Raw genomic sequence first — 18,394 nt, forward strand, 5'->3', positions numbered from 1 at the left:
GCACCGACGCACGAGATCCATGCCACGCACGACCTGGCCACCGGACCGGCCGCCCCCGGGGTGTCCAAGAAGGACCCGATCCTGGTCGCCGACCACGTCTCCCGCTCCTTCGGCGGCATCAAGGCCGTCGACGTCGAGCACCTGGAGATCCCACGCAACGCCATCACCGCCCTGATCGGGCCCAACGGTGCCGGCAAGACCACCCTGTTCAACCTGCTCAGCGGGTTCGACCAGCCGGACAGCGGCGAGTGGTCCTTCAACGGGCGCTCCCTCGCCGGCATCCCCGCCTGGAAGGCCGCGCGGCGCGGACAGGTCCGCACCTTCCAGCTGACGAAGGTGCTCCAGCGCCTCACCGTGCTGGAGAGCATGAAGCTCGGTGCCACGGGACAGACGGGTGAGCGCATCCTGGCCAGCGTCCTCCCGTTCCTGTGGCGGGCGCAGGAGAAGGCGATCGAGACGCGCGCGCTGGACCTCCTGCGCAAGTTCAAGCTCTACGACAAGCGGGCCGACTACTCGGCGTCCCTGTCGGGGGGCCAGCGCAAGCTGCTCGAGATGGCGCGAGCCCTCATGACCGAGCCCGAGTTCGTGCTCCTCGACGAGCCCATGGCCGGGGTCAACCCGGCTCTCGTCCAGTCGTTGCTCGACCACGTCATCGACCTCAAGAGCGAGGGGATGACCGTGCTCTTCGTGGAGCACGACATGCACATGGTCCGGCACATCGCCGACTGGGTCGTGGTGATGGCCGAGGGGCGCATCGTCGCCGAGGGACCCCCGCGGGAGGTCATGATGGACCCGGCCGTGGTGGACGCCTACCTCGGCTCGCACCTGGACGAGGACATCGGTGTCATCACCGGTCGGTACGACGAGGAGGGCAACCGCATCTCATGAGCACCATCGACACCGAGACCGCGTCGGGCGGCACAGGCGCACCCCGGACCACCGGCGAGCCCGTGGTGGCCGTGGACAACGTCACGGCCGGCTACCTCCCGGGCATCGACATCCTCACCGACACCAACCTGCGCGCCTACGACGGCGAGCTCATCGGGATCATCGGCCCCAACGGGGCCGGCAAGTCGACGCTGCTCAAGGCCATCTTCGGCCTGGTGACGGTCCGCTCGGGAACGATCTCCCTGCGGGGGGAGGACATCACCAACCTCAAGGCCAACAAGCTGGTCGCCAAGGGCGTGGGCCTGGTGCCCCAGACCGAGAACGTCTTCTCGACCCTGACGATCCGGGAGAACCTCGAGATGGGGGCCTACCAGCGGCCCTCCAAGCTCAAGGAGAGCCTCGACTTCGTCATCGACATCTTCCCCCCGCTCGGGGACCGCCTCAACCAGGTCGCCGGCTCCCTCAGCGGCGGTGAGCGGCAGATGGTCGCGATGTCCAGGGCGCTGATGATGCGGCCCGACGTGCTGCTGCTGGACGAGCCCTCGGCCGGCCTCTCGCCGGTGCGTCAGGACGACGCGTTCATCCGGGTCTCCTCCATCAACCAGGCCGGCGTGACCGTCATCATGGTGGAGCAGAACGCCCGACGCTGCCTGCAGATCTGTGACCGTGCCTACGTCCTCGACCAGGGCAAGGACGCGCACACGGGCACCGGACGAGAGCTACTCAACGACGAGCGCGTGATCGGCCTGTACCTCGGCACCCTGGGTCAGGCCGAGGCCTGAACCAGGACGCCCCACCACCTCACCCAGGCACGGCGAAGGCCCCGGGACCGTTCTTCGGTCCCGGGGCCTCGTCGTGGCGCTCGCGCGCCGGTGCCTCAGTTGAGGCGGGTCAGGCTGTTCTCGGCGTCGTACTCGAAGATGCCGATGGTCGCCTCGGTCGGGTCACCGTTCTCGTCGAAGGAGATCGGGCCGGAGGGGCCGTCGTAGTCCACGACGCCACCGTCGATGATGATCTGCGCGGCGGCCGCGAAGTCGGTGGCCTTCTCGCCACCACCGGTCCCGCCGGAGACCTCCTGCATCTTGCCGGCCATGGCCGGGCCCTCGACGGAGTTGGCGGCCAGGGCCGACAGCGCCGCGAGGATGACGGCGTCGTAGGACTCCGCCGCGTAGTTGTAGTCCACGAGCTCGGGGTTGCCGGCCTCGGTCCAGACGGTGTTGAGCTCCTCGCGGAACTCGTCACCCAGGTCCGGGCCGGGCTGGGTGCCCTTGGCGCCCTCGAGCAGGCCCGGGTCGAAGTCCTCGCTGTAGTCGGCGATGTTGCCGTCGACGAAGTACAGGTTGGTCGTGTCGAAGCCCGCCGCGTCGATCGCGGGGATGATCGTCTTGACCTCCTCGAAGGTGATCAGCACGATGGCGTCCGGGTTCTGGGCGATCACCGAGCTGATCTGCGCGTCGAACGTCGTGTCTCCGGCGTTGTAGGACTCGCTGGCCACGACGGTGCCGTTGGCCGCCTCGAACGTCTCCGTGAGCACGGCCTCGAGGCCGGTGCCGTAGGCGTCGTTGAGGTAGATGATGCCGAGGTTGGCCACCCCGTCCTGGGCGATGAGGTTGCCGAGCACCTCACCCTGGAGCAGGTCCGAGGGGGCGGTGCGCCAGTAGAGGTTGTCGTCGTCCCAGGTGGTGAAGTCCGGGGAGGTGTTCGCCGGCGAGATCATCAGCCGCTCGGCGGCCACGACCTCGTCGATGAACAGCTTGGACACACCGGAGGACGCCGCGCCGATGATGGCGTGTACGCCCGCGTTGAGCAGCTGGGGGACGGTCGTCGCGTAGGCGCGGTTGTCCGGGTCACCGGAGTCACCGAGCGTGACGTTGACGGTGATACCCAGGTCGGCCTCGTTGATGTGCTTCTCGGCGAGCAGCACCCCCGCCTCCTCGGGCGGGCCCAGGAAGGCGAGGGCGCCGGTCTGCGGGAGCACGGTGCCGATCTCCAGGGTCAGGTCGCGGTCCCCCGCCTCACCGGTGCCGGCTGCCTCATCCTCCTGGGTCTGCTCGTCGTCCTCGCCGGCGGGCGTCTCGTCGTCGCCGCCGTTGCCGCACGCCGTGAGCACCAGCGCGGAGGCGGCGAGCACGGCGATGCCGCGCGCGGCCACGGACCCACGCGGGCGGAGAGAGGTTCGGATCATGATGCTCCTCTGAATCGTCGGGGTGGGACTACTGTGTCTCCACTGCGCCGACCGTAGGTGTCCGGAGGGTCGCGCACAAGGGTTTGCGCGGCCGGTCCCACGATCGTTCCCACATCGTTATCAGGGGCGGCGCTGCTCAGTGTGCCGCGTCGTGCCAGGTCCGGCCCACGCCGACGCTGACGTCGAGGGGAACGGTCAGGTCCGCGGCGGCACCCATCTGCTCGCGGACGACCGACTCGACCAGATCGCGTTCGCCGGGGGCGATCTCCAGGACCAGCTCGTCGTGAACCTGGAGCAGCATCCGCGAGCGCACACCCGCCTCCGTGAGGGCACGCTCGGTGCGCAGCATCGCCACCTTGATGAGGTCGGCGGCCGACCCCTGGATGGGTGCGTTGAGCGCCATACGCTCCGCCATCTCCCGGCGCTGCCGGTTGTCGCTGGTCAGGTCGGGCAGGTAACGGCGCCGACCCAGCAGGGTCTCGGTGAAGCCGCTGCGCCTGGCCTCGCCCACGATGTCCCGCAGGTAGTCCCGGACGCCCCCGAAGCGCTCGAAGTACTCGTCCATGAGCGCCTTGGCCTCCGCGGTGGCGATGCCGAGCTGCTTGGACAGGCCGAAGGCGGACAGGCCGTAGGCCAGCCCGTAGCTCATCGCCTTGACCTTCGAGCGCATCTCGGGCGTGACGTCGTCCGGCGCGACACCGAAGACCCTGGACCCGACGAACCGGTGCAGGTCCTCCCCGCTCCGGAAGGCCTCGGTGAGACCCTCGTCCCCGGACAGGTGCGCCATGATGCGCATCTCGATCTGGCTGTAGTCGGCCGACATCAGCGCCTCGTACGGCCCGTCGGCGTCGGCGCCCACGACGAAGATCTCCCGGAGGCGGCGCCCCTCCTCCGTCCGGATCGGGATGTTCTGCAGGTTGGGCTCGGTCGAGCTCAGCCGGCCCGTGGCCGCGATCGTCTGCTGGTACGTGGTGTGGATGCGTCCGTCGTCGGCGACCGACTTCAGCAACCCCTCGGCGGTCACCCGGAGGCGAGCCTTGTCCCGGTGCCGCAGCAACGCCTCGAGGAAGGGGTGCTCGGTCTGGGCGTACAACCCGGCGAGCGCGTCGGCGTCCGTCGTGTAACCGGTCTTCGTGCGCCGCGTCTTCGGCAGCCCGAGCGTCTCGAAGAGCACGACCTGCAGCTGCTTCGGCGAGCCGAGGTTGACAGTGTCGTCCCCGAGGGACTCCCAGGCGTCGAGCTGCGCCTGCTCCATGGCGTCGCCGAACTCCCCCTCCAGCGCCTCCAGGGCGGGCAGGTCGACGGCGATGCCAGCCTGCTCCATCCGGCGCAGCACGCCGACCAGCGGCAGCTCGACCTCGGCGAGAAGACGGCGCTCCGCCTCCTCCGCGAGCTCGGTGTCGAGCGCGAGCGACAGGTCGTGCACCGCGCGGGCGTGCACCATCGCCGAGCGTGCGGCCGCACGGTCACCCGGATCCTGCTCCGCCTCCCCCCACGCGAGGTCGAGCGTCCCCTCCTCCCCGGCCTCCTCCTCCAGCCTCAGCTCACGCCGGAGGTAGCGCAGGGACAGGTCCGCCAGGTCGTAGGACCGCTGGTCCGGACGCACCAGGTAGGCGGCGAGCGCGGTGTCGCTGACCACGCCCTCGACGTCGAGCCCCCGGAGCTGGAGCGAGGACACCTGCCCCTTCGCGTCGTGCAGCACCTTGGGGCAGGCGGGATCGCGCAGGAACGCGGCGAGGGCAGCCTCGTCCGCCTCGGTGGCCTCGAGCAGGTCCAGGTATGCCGCGTGCTCGGCTCCCGCGAGACCCAGCGCCGTCGCCTCCCCCGGGCCGGCCGGGGTCCGGGGGCCGGCGTGCACGACGACCGCGACCCGCTGCCCGGGGCCGGCGTGCGCCGACAGCCAGGCCGCGGACTCGCCCTGGGACAGGGTCGTCCCCTCGACCTCGATCCCCTCCTCGGCCTCGGTCTCCGCCGACTCGAGCGTCGCGAAGAGCCGCTCGCGCAGCACCCGGAACTCCAGGCCGTCGAAGACCCGGTGCACCTCCTCGCGGTCCCAGCCGCGCGCCTGGAGGTCCGCGACGCCGACCTCGAGCGGCACGTCTGCCACGAGCTGGTTGAGCCGGCGGTTGCGCAGGACCTGGGGCAGGTGGTCGCGCAGCGCCTGACCGGCCTTGCCGGGGAGCTGGTCGGCCCCGTCCACGATCCCGGCCAGGTCGCCGAACTGCCCGAGCCACTTGGCCGCCGTCTTCGGTCCCACGCCCGGCACGCCCGGCAGGTTGTCCGAGGACTCCCCCACCATCGCCGCCAGGTCGCTGTAGCGCTCGGGCCGCACCCCGTACTTCTCCTCGATCTTCTCCGGCGTCATCCGCCAGGTCTCGGACACCCCGCGGACGGGGTAGAGCAGGAGCGTCCCCTCGTCGACGAGCTGGAAGGCGTCCCGGTCCCCGGAGACGATGACGACCTCCATCCCCTCGGCCCGCGCCTGGGCGGTGAGGGTGGCGATGATGTCGTCAGCCTCGTAGCCCTCCACCTCCAGGTGGGTGATCCGCAGCGCGTCGAGGATCTGCTTGACGAGGTCGACCTGGCCGACGAACTCCCCGGGCGTCGTGGCGCGCCCGGCCTTGTACTCGGCATACTCCGCGCTGCGGAACGTCTGGCGCGAGATGTCGAAGGCGACCGCCACGTGGGTCGGCGCCTCGTCCCGGAGCACGTTGATGAGCATCGAGGTGAAGCCGTAGACGGCGTTGGTGCTCTGACCCGTGGTGGTGGAGAAGTTCTCCACGGGAAGGGCGAAGAAGGCCCGGTAGGCCAGGGAATGTCCGTCCAGCAGCAGCAGTCGACTCACAGCATGGCAGCCTATGTCCCATGACCGACATCCCCCAGCCCCAGCCTCCGGGCACCCCGGTGGCTCTGCCGTTCCCCACCGAGGGGACGCTGCCGGAGCGGATGGGCATGGAGGTCCTGGAGATCGGCCCGGAGCGGACCGTCGGGCGGATGCCGGTGGCCGGCAACACCCAGCCCTACGGGTTGCTGCACGGCGGCGCCTCCGCGGCTCTGGCGGAGACGGTCGCCTCCGTCGCCGCTGCCGCACACGCCGGGGGGGACCGGATCGCGGTGGGCGTGGACCTCAACGCCACGCACCACCGTGCGGTGCGGGAGGGCTGGGTGACGGCGGTCGCGACGCCCCTGTCGCTCGGCCGGTCGGTCGCGAGCTACGAGGTCGTCGTGCAGGACGACGAGGGGCGCCGGGTCTGCACCGCCCGCCTCACCTGCGCGCTGAGGGACCGGCCCCCGGGCGCCTGACCGCAGCCGCCTAGGGTGTCCGCCATGGACGGTGGGTTCCCGGGTCTGGGCACGGTGATCAACGTGGTGGCCGTGGTCTTCGGCGCCCTGCTCGGCATGGTGGCCGGGCACCGCTTCCCCGTGCGGGTCCGGGACGTCGTCACCGACTGTCTGGGCCTCGTCACCCTGCTGGTGGCGGGTCTGTCCGCCCTGGAGGTGACCTCCCCGGCCCTCAGCGGCGCCGTGGGGTCCGGGGTCCCGGTGCTCGTGGTGCTCGGCAGCCTGCTGCTCGGGGGGATCCTCGGTTCGCTGCTGCGGATAGAGGACCGGCTGGAGTCGCTCGCGGGCGTGGTCCAGGGGTTCGTGCGCCGGGTCTGGGGCGGGGCGGACGACGGGCACGAGGGCCGGGAGCGGTTCATCGAGGGGTGGCTCACCGCGTCCCTGCTCTTCTGCGTGGGTCCGCTGACCATCCTCGGGTCGCTGTCCGACGGGCTGGGCCGCGGCATCGACCAGCTGGCGCTGAAGTCGGCGCTGGACTTCTTCGCCGCCACCGCCTTCGCCTCGACGTTCGGCGTCGGTGTGCTGGTGTCGGCGGTCTCGGTGGCGCTCGTGCAGGGACTGCTCACCGTGGTCGGGGTCACCCTGGGCGCGGTCGCCCCGGAGGCGCACATCGCCGCGCTGACGGCGGTCGGGGGCCTGCTCCTGGTGGGCATCGCGCTGCGGCTGCTCCGCATCCGCCAGGTGCCCGTGGGCGACCTGCTCCCGGCCCTGGTCGTCGCACCGCTGCTGGTCTCGGTCGTCGCGGCACTGCGCTGACCGTGCGGGGCTCCCGGTGCGCTCGTACCGACGGGTCGGTGCGACCGTGCGGTCCCGTCGTTGCGACCGTGCCGGCCGACCGGCGGTGCGTACCCGGGGGGTCTACTTCTTGCCGGGCATGCCCGCGATGACCGCGTCGGCCACCTCACGCATCGAGAGGCGCCGGTCCATGGCGGCCTTCTGGATCCAGCGGAACGCGTCGGCCTCGGTCAGCTTGAGCTGGCTCATCAGGAGGCCCTTGGCACGGTCGACGCGCTTGCGGGTCTCGAAGCGCTCGCCCAGGTCCGCGACCTCGCTCTCCAGCGCCTTGCGCTCGGCCCAGCGGGCCCGGGCGATGTCGATGGCCGGCAGGACGTCGGCCGCGCTGAAGGGCTTGACGACGTAGGACATCACGCCGGCGTCGCGGGCCCGCTCGACGAGGTTCTTGTCGCTGAAGGCGGTGAGCATGACGACGGGGGCGAGACCCTCGCGGCCGATCTGCTCCGCCGCCGAGATGCCGTCCATCCCGGGCATCTTGATGTCCATGACCACCAGGTCGGGGCTGGTCTCGGTGACCAGCGCCACCGCCTGCTCCCCGTCCGCGGCCTGACCGACGATCTCGTGCCCCGCCTCGGTCAGCATCTCCGCCAGGTCCATCCGGATGAGCGCCTCGTCCTCCGCCAGGACGATCCGCAGGCCGCCGTCCGTCCGGACCTCCGGCTGCTCCTCGGTCAGCTCACCGTCGTCCGGGGTCTGCGTCTGCGCATCGGTCACCGCGTCAGCCTATCTGTGAGTCTCGGCCTCCGACCATCGGGTCCGGGTCGGAGGATGCCGTGCCGGGAGCGGGACTTGAACCCGCACGCCCTTGCGGGCAGAGCATTTTGAGTGCCCCGTGTCTGCCATTCCACCACCCCGGCCGGGCGGGTGGAGCCGCCAGCGGACCAGCATACCCGCCGGGGAGCCCGGCCCCGGGTCAGACGACCGGGTCGTCCGTGTAGGCGGGTGCCTGCCCGTAGACGGCGTCCCCGATGCGGTGCATCCGCAGCGCGTTGGTGGTGCCGGACACGCCGGGGGGTGAGCCGGCGACGATGACGATGAGGTCGCCCCGGTCGCAGCGGCCCTCGCGCAGCAGCGCCTCCTCCACCTGCATGACCATCTGGTCGGTGTGCCAGACGAAGGGCACCAGGAAGGTCTCCACCCCCCAGGTCAGCGCCAGCCGCGACCGGGTCGACTGCTCCGTGGTGAAGGCCAGCATGGGGGTGGCTGCCCGCATCCGGGCCATCCGTCGCGTGGTGTCGCCGCTCTGGGTGAAGGTGGCGACGAAGCGGATGTCCTCGAGCGAGTCCGTCAGGCCCATCGCTGCCCGGGTCACCGCCCCGCCGGGGGTGCGCGGCTTGGTGAGGATCGGGGCGATCCGCGACAGGCCGTGGTCCTCGGTGGCCTCGATGATGTCGGCCATGGTCTCCACGCAGCGCACCGGCCAGGCGCCGATCGAGGTCTCACCGGAGAGCATGATCGCGTCAGCGCCGTCGAGCACCGCGTTCGCGCAGTCGCTCGCCTCGGCCCGGGTGGGCCGGGGGTTCTCGATCATCGACTCCAGGACCTGGGTGGCGACGATGACCGGCTTGGCGCTCTCCCGGCACATCTGGATGGCGTCCTTCTGCACCAGCGGCACCTGCTGCAGCGGCAGCTCGACGCCGAGGTCGCCGCGGGCCACCATGATGCCGTCGAAGGCGGCCACGATGCTCTCGAGATTCTCCACGGCCTGCGGCTTCTCGATCTTGGCGATGACCGGGAGGACCCGACCCTCCTCCTCCATGATGGCCCGGACCGGGTCCACGTCGGCGGCGGAGCGCACGAAGGAGAGGGCGATGAAGTCGGCGCCGGTGCGGATCCCCCAGCGCAGGTCCTCCTCGTCCTTCTCCGACATCGCCGGGACGCTGACCGCCGTACCGGGGAGGTTGATGCCCTTGTTGTTGGAGATGACGCCGCCGACCTCGACGCGGCAGACGACGTCGGTCTCGCTGACCTCGACCGCCCGCAGGAGGACCTTCCCGTCGTCGACCAGCAGGTCGTCGCCGACGGACACGTCCCCGGGCAGCCCCTTGTAGGTGGTGCCCACCTCGCGGTGGTCACCCGGCACGTCCCGGCTGGTGATGGTGAAGGTGTCACCGGGAGCCAGGGTGACCGGTCCCGAGGCGAAGGTGGCGGTCCGGATCTTGGGGCCCTGCAGGTCGACCAGCACCGCCACGGCATGCCCGGTCGCGTCACCGGCGCGCCGGACGTTGAGGTAGCGCTCGTGGTGCTCCTCGTAGGCGCCGTGGGAGAGGTTGAGCCGCGCCACGTCCATACCGGCCCGCACGAGGGCCTCGATCTGCTCGTAGGAGTCGGAGGCGGGACCGAGGGTGCAGACGATCTTGGCTCGACGCATGGGGGAGAGCCTAGTCCGACCGGGGCCGCCGTCGCGCGCCGCAGCCGCAGGGTCGCCGGAACCGGTCAGGAATGGTCGGCGAGGACCTCGTCCAGCGCGCCCGGGTCCTGCATCAGCCGGCTCATCTCCTCGTTGCCGACGGTCTCACCGTTGACGACGAGCGTCGGCGTGCCGGTGACGCCGTCCTGGTTGGCCCGGGTCTGCATGTCCTCGACGTAGCCGGTGTGGGGCAGGTCCTCGACGCACCGGCCGAAGGTCTCCAGCGCCTCTCCCTCCACCCCGGCCTCCTCCGCCCAGCGCAGGAACTGCTCGTCGGTGAATCCGGCGCCCTCCTGCTGCGGCTGGTTGGCGAAGACCGCCGCGTGGAAGTCGAGGAAGACGTCCGCGTCGTCCGCGCACAGCGCGGCGTTGGCGGCCCGGACCGAGGAGTCGTTGCCGAGGGAGCCGTCCAGGAAGGACATGATCTGGAACGTGACGTTGACCTCACCGGCCTCGATCTTCTCGGTGAGCGCCGGTCCGATCGAGTTCTCCAGGACCCCGCACCACGGGCACTGGAAGTCCTCGTAGATGCGGATCTGCGTGACGTCCGCGTCCGTCCCCGGGCCCAGGCTGACCCCACCCCCCTCCGGGAGGGTGCTTCCGGTGCCCTGCGAGTCGAGGCCGCCGGGGTCGCGCGTCGCGGCCCACACCAGCGCAGCCACGAGCACGACCACGAGGACGACCACCCCGCCGATGAGCGCCGTCGACGGCCCCTTGGAGACCGTCCTGACCTGGGGGGCGGGCGGACGCGGCATGGGTCAACGACCTTTCGGGAGGTGCCCGTCCAGCGAGAACGGGCTGCGGGGCCGGACGACGAGCCATCCGGCCAGGGCGAGGAGCCCGAGGTCGCGCAGGATCTCGGACAGGTAGCGGGTGTCCTCGGGGTCCACGGGTCCCCCGGTCCCGAAGCAGCCGCAGTCGATCGTGAGACCCCGGGACCAGGCCGAGACGATGCCGGCCACGAAGGCGACCATCAGCACGCCGCCGACCACCGCGGCGGACCGGGTGAGCAGACCGGCCAGCAGCAGCACCCCGGCGGCGATCTCCACGACGGGCAGGGTGGTGCCGATGAGCCTGGCCACCTCGTAGGGGAAGAGCTGGTAGGCCACCACGCTCTGCACCGAGCCGGTGAGGTCGGTGATCTTGAACAGGCCCGCCGCGAGGAGCACCCCGCCGAGCAGCAACCGGGCCACCAGCCCGACCGCGTCGGGCCACCCACGTCCTGGCGGGGTCGGGGCCGGGGCGGGGGCCGCCGGTGCATCGTGGTGCGCGTGGGTCGGGGCGCTGGTCATGGCAGTGGCGCGGCGGCGGGGACGAGGCTCACCGACGCACCCCCTCCGCGAGCTCCTGCGTGAGCTCCCGCAGACGCCCGAGGGTGGGGTCCTCCCCCACGGCGCGCACGAGCGCCGAGCCGACGATCGCGCCGTCCGCGAAGGCGGCGACCTCGGCCGCCTGGTCCCCGGTGCTCAGGCCCAGGCCGACGCACAGAGGGAGGTCGGTGAGGCTGCGGGTCCGCTCCACCAGGGTCCGGGCACTGGCGCCGACGCTCGAGCGGACCCCCGTGACGCCCATCGTCGCGGCGACGTAGACGAATCCCCGGCACGCCTCGACCGTCGTCCGCAGCCGTTCGTCGGTCGAGCTGGGGGCGACGAGGAAGATGGGGGCGAGGCCATGCTCGTCGGCGGCGGCACGCCATGCCCCGGCCTCGTCAGGGATGAGGTCCGGCGTGATCAGGCCGGCGCCGCCGGCCGCGGCGAGGTCTGCCGCGAACCGGTCTGGGCCGTAGCGCAGGACGGGGTTCCAGTAGGCCATGACCACCGGGACGGCACCGGCCTCGGCGACGGCACGGACGACGTCGAAGAGCTGGGAGAGCCGGAAGCCGTTCTTCAGCGCGGCGGTGGCGGCCCGCTCCACCACGGGCCCGTCCATGAGCGGGTCGGTGTAGGGGACACCGACCTCCACGATGTCGGCGCCCGCCTCCGCGAGGACCCGGACGGCGGCGACCGAGGTCGCCAGGTCGGGGTACCCCGCGGGGAGGTAGGCCACCAGGGCGGCTCGACCCTCGTCACGGCAGCGGGAGAACACCTCCTCCAGGGGGCTCACCAGCCGCTCCCCTCCGCCTCGGCCACGGGTTCGTCGGCCTTGAGCTGCTCGGCCTCCACGAGGTCCTGCCCGTCGACGAGGCCGAACCAGCGAGCGGCGGTGTCGACGTCCTTGTCGCCGCGGCCGGACAGGTTGACGAGGAGCACGGGCGGCTCCTCATTCGCGTCGCGCGCCATCGCCTGTCCCAGGCGCAACGTGCCGGCGAGGGCGTGCGCGCTCTCGATGGCGGGGATGATGCCCTCGGTGCGGCACAGCAGGGCGAAGGCGTCCATCGCCTCGTCGTCGGTGACCGGTTCGTAGGTGACCCGGCCGCTGTCGTGGAGGAACGCGTGCTCGGGACCGACGCTCGGGTAGTCCAGGCCGGCGGAGACGGAGTGCGTCTCCATGGTCTGCCCGTCCTCGTCCTGAAGGACGTAGGTCGCGGCCCCGTGCAGGACCCCCGGCACCCCTCCGGAGAACCGCGAGGCGTGCCTGCCGGGCGCGATCCCCTCGCCCCCCGCCTCATAGCCGTGCAGGCGCACGGCCGGGTCGTCGAGGAAGGCGGAGAAGATCCCGATCGCGTTGGAGCCTCCACCGACGCACGCGCACACGGCGTCGGGGAGTCGCCCGACGCGCTCGAGCACCTGCTCTCGCGCCTCGCGGCCGATCACCGAGTGGAAGTCGCGGACCATGCTGGGGAACGGGTGCGGCCCGGTGACGGTGCCGAGCAGGTAGTGCGTCCCCTCGACGTTGGTGACCCAGTCGCGCATGGCCTCGTTGATCGCGTCCTTGAGCGTGGCGCTCCCGGTCGCGACCGGCACCACCTCGGCGCCGAGGAGTCGCATGCGAGCCACGTTCAGCGCCTGCCTGCGGGTGTCGACCTCGCCCATGTACACGGTGCAGTCCAGACCCATGAGCGCGGCGGCGGTCGCGGTGGCCACGCCGTGCTGCCCCGCACCGGTCTCGGCGATCACCCGCCGCTTGCCCATCCGCACGGTCAGCAGGGCCTGGCCCAGCACGTTGTTGATCTTGTGGGAGCCGGTGTGGTTGAGGTCCTCCCGCTTCAGGAAGACCCTCGCGCCGCCCGCGTGCTCGGCGAATCGCCGGACCTCGGTGAGCGGCGACGGCCGGCCGGTGTAGTCCCGCTGCAGCTGGTCGAGCTCGGCGACGAACTTCGGGTCGGCCACCGCGTCGGTCCAGGCGCCCTCCAGCTCCTCCAGCGCGGCGACCAGCGCCTCCGGCACGTAGCGGCCGCCGAACGCGCCGAAGCGCCCGGGGGCGCTCACCCGCGACCGCCGGTGCGGTGGGCGTGGTCGGAATGGACGGCCGGGTGGGACCCGGCGGCGACCAGCTCGGCCACCGCCTCCCGCGGCGAGGCTCCGGTGACGAGGGCCTCACCGACGAGGACCGCGTCGGCGCCCGCCTCGGCGAAGGCCATGACGTCCAGGGGTCCGCGGACCCCCGACTCGGCCACCCGCAGGACGCCCTCGGGCACGAGGGGCGCGAGGGAGGCGAAGGTGGACCGGTCCACCTCCAGCGTCTTGAGGTTGCGGTTGTTCACGCCGAGGATGCGCGCACCGGCCGAGACGGCGCGGTGCAGCTCGGCCTCGTCGTGCACCTCGACGAGGGCGTGCATCCCGAGGGACTCCACGCGCTCGAGCAGGCTGACGAGCACCTCCTGCTCGAGGGCCGCGACGATGAGCAGGACCATGTCGGCGCCGTGCGCGCGCGCCTCCCAGACCTGGTAGGGGTCGACGACGAAGTCCTTGCGCAGCACCGGGACGTCGACCCGGGACCGGACTGCGTCGAGGTCGGCGAGCGAGCCACCGAAGCGGCGCCCCTCCGTGAGCACGCTGATGACGCTGGCCCCGCCGGCGGCGTAGTCCGCGGCCAGGGCCGCCGGGTCGGCGATCGCCGCGAGCGCCCCCTTGCTGGGGCTGCTGCGCTTGACCTCGGCGATGACGTGCACCCCCTCCCCCCGCAGCCGCCGCAGGGCGTCGACGGGCGACGGGACGTCGGCGGTCCGCTCGCGCAGGGCGTCGAGCGGCAGGGCGGCGCGCCGTTCGGCGAGGTCGGCGCGGACCCCCTCGATGATCTGGTCCAGGACGGTCGGCACGACCTCAGCGTAGGCGACCCCGGAGGCGGTCCGTGCACGCGGGTCGCTCGGTCAGGACGGGCGCACGAGGCTCAGGCGCGGGACCGCTCGGGGTCGCTCCCCAGACCGGCCCGGGCCATGGCGTACCAGACGACGGCCCCCAGGACGAAGCCCACCACGCCCGCCCAGAGCAGCCAGGCGGGGCCGAACACGGCGGCGTAGCACCCCAGGACGGTGGAGACCAGCATCACGGCGACCCCGGTCCAGGCGGCCTTGCTGTGACCGTGGTTGTCCTCGTGCATGGGTGCTCCTCCGTCAGGTCGGTCGGCCGTGCGGCCTGGGTACGTCACCGGTCATTGTGCCAGCCCGGGCACCGGGGCGGTGTTCACGCCCCGCCGGTCGGGTCGCCGCCCTCGCTGAGCATGCGCCACTGCTCCGAGGCCGCACGACGGTCCCGCTCGGCCGGGGTGTCGTCGGGCCCGGGTGGGCGTCCGGCCGGGCCCCGGGACGGTGCGCGAGGCGACCACAGGGCCGTCGCCGTCGCGGCCGGGGCCAGGACAGCCGCGGACCAGGCCCAGGCCGTCGTGCGTGCGGAGACCACCTCGGCACCGGTCAGGACGCCCGTCGGGTCCAGGGTGACGCGCACCGCCGCGGCCGCCGCCACGGCCCCTGCCGCCGCGACGACCAGCCTGGGCCACCTCCCGGTCGTTCGCGCGGCTCCGGACGCGGCAGCGGACGCCAGCCCGACCAGGGCGGCGGCCGGTCCCCAGGCCACCGCGGCCGCACCGGTCGTGGACGTCCTCACGGACGGCGCTCCGGGCGCCGGCTCGACCACCGCGACCACCCACTGCTGGGTCGTCACGAGGAGGAAGAGGGCCAGCGCGCCGGCGGCGAGGAGCACGGCATACCTGCTCATGGGTGTTCGGACCTGCGCGGCCGGGTCACGGCGCGACGACGTCGCTGCCCTGCTGCGACGACCAGGAGGCGTGCATCCGGCTGTAGACCCCGCCGCGCCCCACCAGGTCGGCGTGCCGCCCGAGCTCGACCACCCGGCCCCGGTCCACCACCACGACGAGGTCGGCCGCCTCCGCCGTGGAGAGCCGGTGCGCGATGGCGACCGACGTGCGACCCCTCGTCAGCCCCTCCAGCGCCCGCTGCACGCGGACCTCCGTCGACGGGTCGACGGCACTGGTCGCCTCGTCCAGGACGAGCAGGTCCGGGTCGGCGAGGTACGCGCGGGCGATCGCCACCAGCTGCCGCTCCCCCGCCGAGAGCGACTCCCCGCGCTGGCCGACCCGCGTCGCCAGCCCGTGCGGGAGCCCGTCGACCCAGGCGTCCAGACCGAGCTCGGTCACGGCCAGGGCGAGGTCGTCGTCGCTCGCCTCCGGCCGCCCGAAGCGGATGTTCTCGGCGAGGTCCTCGTCGAAGAGGAAGCCCTCCTGGGGCACCAGCACCACGCGGCGGCGCAGGGAGGCGAAGGCGATGTCCCGCAGGTCCACCCCGTCGAGCAGCACCCTGCCGCCGCTGGGGTCCATCAGCCGGGTCAGCAGCTTGGCCAGGGTGGTCTTGCCGGAGCCCGTCTCCCCCACCACGGCGACGCGCGTGTGCGGCTCGAGGCGCAGGGTGACCTCCTCCAGGACGGTCGGCCCGTCGGGGTAGGCGTAGGAGACGTCCTCGAAGTCCACGGTGATCGGCCCGCGCTCCTGGTGCACACCCTCGGCGCCGGGGTCGGAGACGTCGGCCTGGGTGTCGACCACGCCGATGACCCGCCGCCAGCCGGCCACCGCGTTCTGCATCTCGTTGAGGATCTCGGTGGCCATCAGGACCGGCTGGGTGAAGAGGTTGACCAGGAAGAGGAAGGCCAGGAGCTGGCCCAGGGACAGGTCCCCGCGGGTGGCCAGCACGGTGCCCACGACGAGCACGACCGCCGTCGTGAGGCCGGCGAACGCCTGTCCGGAGACGAAGGCCATCACCGACCGGACCTGCGCCCGGATCGCCGCGGCGCGGTGCTCCTCGATCGCCTTGTCGATCCGCTCGGCGGTCCGCTCCTCCACGCCGTAGGCGCGGATCGTCACCGCCCCGACGATGGACTCGCTGACCGCGCCGAGCAGGTCGCCGACCCGTTCCCGCACGACCCCGTAGGCCCGCCCGAGCATCGGCTGGAACCGCCGGATCAGGAAGACCAGGGGCACGAAGCACAGGTAGACCACGAGCGCGAGCAGCGGGCTGTAGACGAGCATGAGCACCGTCGCCAGCATGATCTGGGCCGTGGAGATGAGCAGCATCAGGCCGCCGAACTGCACGAACATCGAGATCGTGTCGACGTCGCTCGTCACCCGCGAGACGAGGGAGCCGCGCCGCTCGGTGCTCTGGGTGAGCACCGAGAGGTCGTGGATGTGGCGGAACGCCGTCATCCGCAGCGTCGCCAGCCCGCTCTCGGCGGAGGTGAACAGCCGCACGTTGACGAAGTACTGCGCCACGCTGGTGAGGGCGACCACCACCGCGGCACCGCCGATGGCGCGGGCCACGAACGCGATGTCCGGCCCGCCGGAGGCGAGGATGCCGTTGTCGGTCACCTGCTGCACGACGAACGGGATGATGACGCGGCCCAGGGTCGCGACCACGGCGAGCACCACCGTGACCAGCAGCCCGCGCCGCAGCTCCGGCGACAGCTCCAGCCCTCGGCGCAGGGTGGCCAGCGTCCCCAGCTCGGACTGCGCCCCGATCCGGCTGCTCGTGGGGTCGTGGTGCTCTGTGCTCATCGCGCCTCCTCCTCGGAACGCTCGACGGCTGCCCGTTCTGCCGCCTCGCGCGCGTAGGCGTGGACGAGGTCGGCGTAGCCCCGGCAGCGGTCCACCAGCTCGGCGTGCGTGCCGCGGTCGAGGACCCGCCCGTGCTCGAGGTAGACGACCTGGTCGGCGAGCGTGATGGTGGCCATCCGGTAGGCGACGACCAGGACGGTCATCCCGTCGCTGGCCTCGCGCAGCCCGGCGAGGATCGCCTGCTCCACCGAGGGGTCGACGGCGCTCGTGGCGTCGTCGAGCACGAGCAGGCGCGGCCGGCGCCACACGGCGCGCGCCAGCGCGACGCGCTGGCGCTGGCCACCGGACAGCATGCCCCCACGCTCGCCGATCATGGCGTCCAGCCCGCCGGGCAGGGCACGCACGAAGCCCTCGGCCTGGGCGACGCGCAGCGCGGCCCACACCGACTCGTCCGAGGCGTCGGCGCCCAGCGTGACGTTGTTGCGGACGGTGTCGTCGAAGAGGAACGTCTGCTGGGGCACGAGGGTGGCCACCGCGGGGATCTCCCCCTTGCCGAGGTCGCGCACGTCCGCGCCGTCCAGCGTCACCGCACCCCCCTCGACGTCCACGAGACGCAGCGCCAGGTTGGTGAGGGTCGACTTGCCCGACCCGGTCGGGCCGACGAGGGCGGTCGTGGAGCCCGCCGGGACCACCAGGTCGACCGCGTGGAGGGCAGGCTCCTCCTCGCCCTCGTGGCGGTAGGTCACGCCGTCGAGGCGCGACGCCGCCGGACCCCCGTCCCGACGGGCGCGACCCTCGCCGAACTCCAGTCCACCCCGCGCCGTGAGCACGTGCTGCACCCGGTCGTAGCCGACGACGGAGCGGGGGATCTCGGCGAGCACCCAGCCCAGCGCCCGGACGGGGAAGGCCAGGATCGAGAAGAGGTAGGCCATCTGGACGACCTGGGCGGCGTCCAGGTCCCCCTGCGCCACCTGCCAGGTGCCGACGCCGAGGACGGCGAGCGTGCCCAGCGTCGGGATCGCCTCGATGACCGGCTCGAACGTGCCACGGGTGCGGCCGACCTCCACGAGGCTGTCGCGCAGCTCCAGCGTGCGAGTGCGGAACCGGTCCGCCTCCTCGTCCTCGCGACCCATGGACTTGACGACGAGCGCGGCCTCGAAGGACTCGTGGGCCACCTGCGCCACCTCGGCCCGCAGCTCCTGCGCCCGGGTGATGCGGGGCGACATCGCGCGCTGGAAGACCAGGTTGGCCGCGAACAGGCCGGGGAAGACCAGCAGGCCGATGAAGGCCAGGAACGGGTCGACGAGGATCATCATGCCGCCGGCGATCAGCAGCATGAAGATCACCCCGATCGCCATCGGCAGGGGGTTGAAGACCTGCCAGGTGGCCTCGACGTCCGCGTGCGCGTTGGAGAGCAGCTGGCCGGACGGGTGCCGGTGGTGCCAGGCGAGCGGGAGCCGGAGGTACTGCCGGGTGACCCCACGGCGGTACCGCGCCTGCAGGTTGAAGCCGGCGACCGTGGCGTAGACCCGCCGCAGGATCACCCCGACCACGTTCACGGCGAGCACGAGGGCGAGGAGGCCGAAGATCGCCCACAGGTCGGCGGCCGAGACCGAGCGCCGCCCGACGGCGGGCTCGATGACGGCGTCGGTGAGCCAGCCGATGGCCCCCGCCGTGCCGACCGTCGCCGCCGCCCACAGCACCGAGCCCACGACCGCCAGCGCGAACGGGCGCCGCTCCACCCGGATACCTCCCCAGATGACCCTCAGCCCTCGGCGCAGCACCGCCCTGGTGGCGGGCTGGCGCGGGACCGGGGCGCTGACGACGGACACGGC

Annotated in this window: 17 protein-coding genes and 1 tRNA gene; 4 read left to right on the top strand and 14 right to left on the bottom strand. The window is 72.4% G+C overall.

Annotated features, from left to right (window positions below):
- The first annotated feature begins 15 nt into the window (after positions 1–15).
- Positions 16–888 (top strand): ABC transporter ATP-binding protein, encoded by an 873-nt coding sequence (locus D4B81_RS03235; protein ID WP_122261130.1) that lies wholly within the window; start codon positions 16–18, stop codon positions 886–888.
- A complete protein-coding gene (locus D4B81_RS03240; protein WP_122261051.1) occupies positions 885–1,670 on the top strand; it encodes an ABC transporter ATP-binding protein in 786 nt (261 codons plus the stop codon). Before D4B81_RS03235 ends, D4B81_RS03240 begins: the two co-directional genes overlap by 4 nt.
- Positions 1,671–1,765: 95 nt before the next feature.
- On the opposite strand, the gene D4B81_RS03245 is transcribed toward D4B81_RS03240, so the two are convergent.
- Complete coding sequence (locus tag D4B81_RS03245; RefSeq protein WP_122261052.1) at positions 1,766–3,073, bottom strand: ABC transporter substrate-binding protein; 1,308 nt, start codon at positions 3,071–3,073, stop codon at positions 1,766–1,768.
- A gap of 136 nt (positions 3,074–3,209) precedes the next feature.
- On the bottom strand, positions 3,210–5,918 hold the full coding sequence (gene polA, locus D4B81_RS03250; RefSeq protein ID WP_122261053.1) for a DNA polymerase I: 2,709 nt from the start codon (positions 5,916–5,918) through the stop codon (positions 3,210–3,212).
- Between the two features lie 20 nt (positions 5,919–5,938).
- Here polA and D4B81_RS03255 point away from each other — a divergent pair, with 20 nt between their 5' ends.
- Positions 5,939–6,376, top strand: a complete 438-nt coding sequence (locus tag D4B81_RS03255) for a PaaI family thioesterase (RefSeq protein ID WP_122261054.1) — start codon at positions 5,939–5,941, stop codon at positions 6,374–6,376.
- A gap of 24 nt (positions 6,377–6,400) precedes the next feature.
- Entirely contained in the window at positions 6,401–7,171 is a 771-nt protein-coding gene (locus tag D4B81_RS03260) for a DUF554 domain-containing protein (protein ID WP_122261055.1), read from the top strand.
- Positions 7,172–7,273: 102 nt separating this feature from the next.
- Here the strand turns inward: D4B81_RS03260 and D4B81_RS03265 are convergent, their stop codons facing one another.
- The 12 genes from D4B81_RS03265 to D4B81_RS03320 all read right to left on the bottom strand — a co-directional run bounded on the left by D4B81_RS03265 (position 7,274) and on the right by D4B81_RS03320 (position 18,391).
- Complete coding sequence (locus tag D4B81_RS03265) at positions 7,274–7,885, bottom strand: ANTAR domain-containing response regulator (RefSeq protein WP_122261131.1); 612 nt, start codon at positions 7,883–7,885, stop codon at positions 7,274–7,276.
- Positions 7,886–7,984: 99 nt separating this feature from the next.
- Positions 7,985–8,067, bottom strand: a tRNA-Leu gene (locus tag D4B81_RS03270).
- A gap of 56 nt (positions 8,068–8,123) precedes the next feature.
- Positions 8,124–9,581, bottom strand: coding sequence for a pyruvate kinase (gene pyk, locus D4B81_RS03275; RefSeq protein WP_097187565.1), 1,458 nt, complete (start codon positions 9,579–9,581; stop codon positions 8,124–8,126).
- 65 nt (positions 9,582–9,646) lie between these two features.
- The gene (locus D4B81_RS03280; protein WP_122261056.1) at positions 9,647–10,375 is read right to left on the bottom strand and encodes a DsbA family protein; all 729 of its coding nucleotides are present in this window, start codon (positions 10,373–10,375) and stop codon (positions 9,647–9,649) included.
- 3 nt (positions 10,376–10,378) lie between these two features.
- Positions 10,379–10,912: a MauE/DoxX family redox-associated membrane protein gene (locus D4B81_RS03285; protein ID WP_122261057.1), complete on the bottom strand. Its 534-nt coding sequence runs from the start codon at positions 10,910–10,912 to the stop codon at positions 10,379–10,381.
- Positions 10,913–10,940: 28 nt separating this feature from the next.
- A complete protein-coding gene (gene trpA / locus D4B81_RS03290) occupies positions 10,941–11,723 on the bottom strand; it encodes a tryptophan synthase subunit alpha (protein ID WP_122261058.1) in 783 nt (260 codons plus the stop codon).
- On the bottom strand, positions 11,720–12,988 hold the full coding sequence (gene trpB, locus D4B81_RS03295) for a tryptophan synthase subunit beta (protein WP_122261059.1): 1,269 nt from the start codon (positions 12,986–12,988) through the stop codon (positions 11,720–11,722). Before trpB ends, trpA begins: the two co-directional genes overlap by 4 nt.
- Positions 12,985–13,818 (bottom strand): indole-3-glycerol phosphate synthase TrpC, encoded by an 834-nt coding sequence (gene trpC, locus D4B81_RS03300; RefSeq protein ID WP_122261060.1) that lies wholly within the window; start codon positions 13,816–13,818, stop codon positions 12,985–12,987. Before trpC ends, trpB begins: the two co-directional genes overlap by 4 nt.
- A 71-nt stretch (positions 13,819–13,889) precedes the next feature.
- Positions 13,890–14,099, bottom strand: a complete 210-nt coding sequence (locus D4B81_RS03305) for an HGxxPAAW family protein (protein WP_122261061.1) — start codon at positions 14,097–14,099, stop codon at positions 13,890–13,892.
- Between the two features lie 83 nt (positions 14,100–14,182).
- On the bottom strand, positions 14,183–14,713 hold the full coding sequence (locus D4B81_RS03310; RefSeq protein WP_122261062.1) for a Trp biosynthesis-associated membrane protein: 531 nt from the start codon (positions 14,711–14,713) through the stop codon (positions 14,183–14,185).
- A 25-nt stretch (positions 14,714–14,738) separates the two neighbouring features.
- Positions 14,739–16,559: an ABC transporter ATP-binding protein gene (locus D4B81_RS03315; protein ID WP_122261063.1), complete on the bottom strand. Its 1,821-nt coding sequence runs from the start codon at positions 16,557–16,559 to the stop codon at positions 14,739–14,741.
- Entirely contained in the window at positions 16,556–18,391 is a 1,836-nt protein-coding gene (locus D4B81_RS03320; RefSeq protein WP_237565779.1) for an ABC transporter ATP-binding protein, read from the bottom strand. Before D4B81_RS03320 ends, D4B81_RS03315 begins: the two co-directional genes overlap by 4 nt.
- Positions 18,392–18,394: the final 3 nt, after the last annotated feature.

Source organism: Ornithinimicrobium cerasi, from assembly GCF_003702705.1.
GTDB lineage: Bacteria > Actinomycetota > Actinomycetes > Actinomycetales > Dermatophilaceae > Ornithinicoccus > Ornithinicoccus cerasi.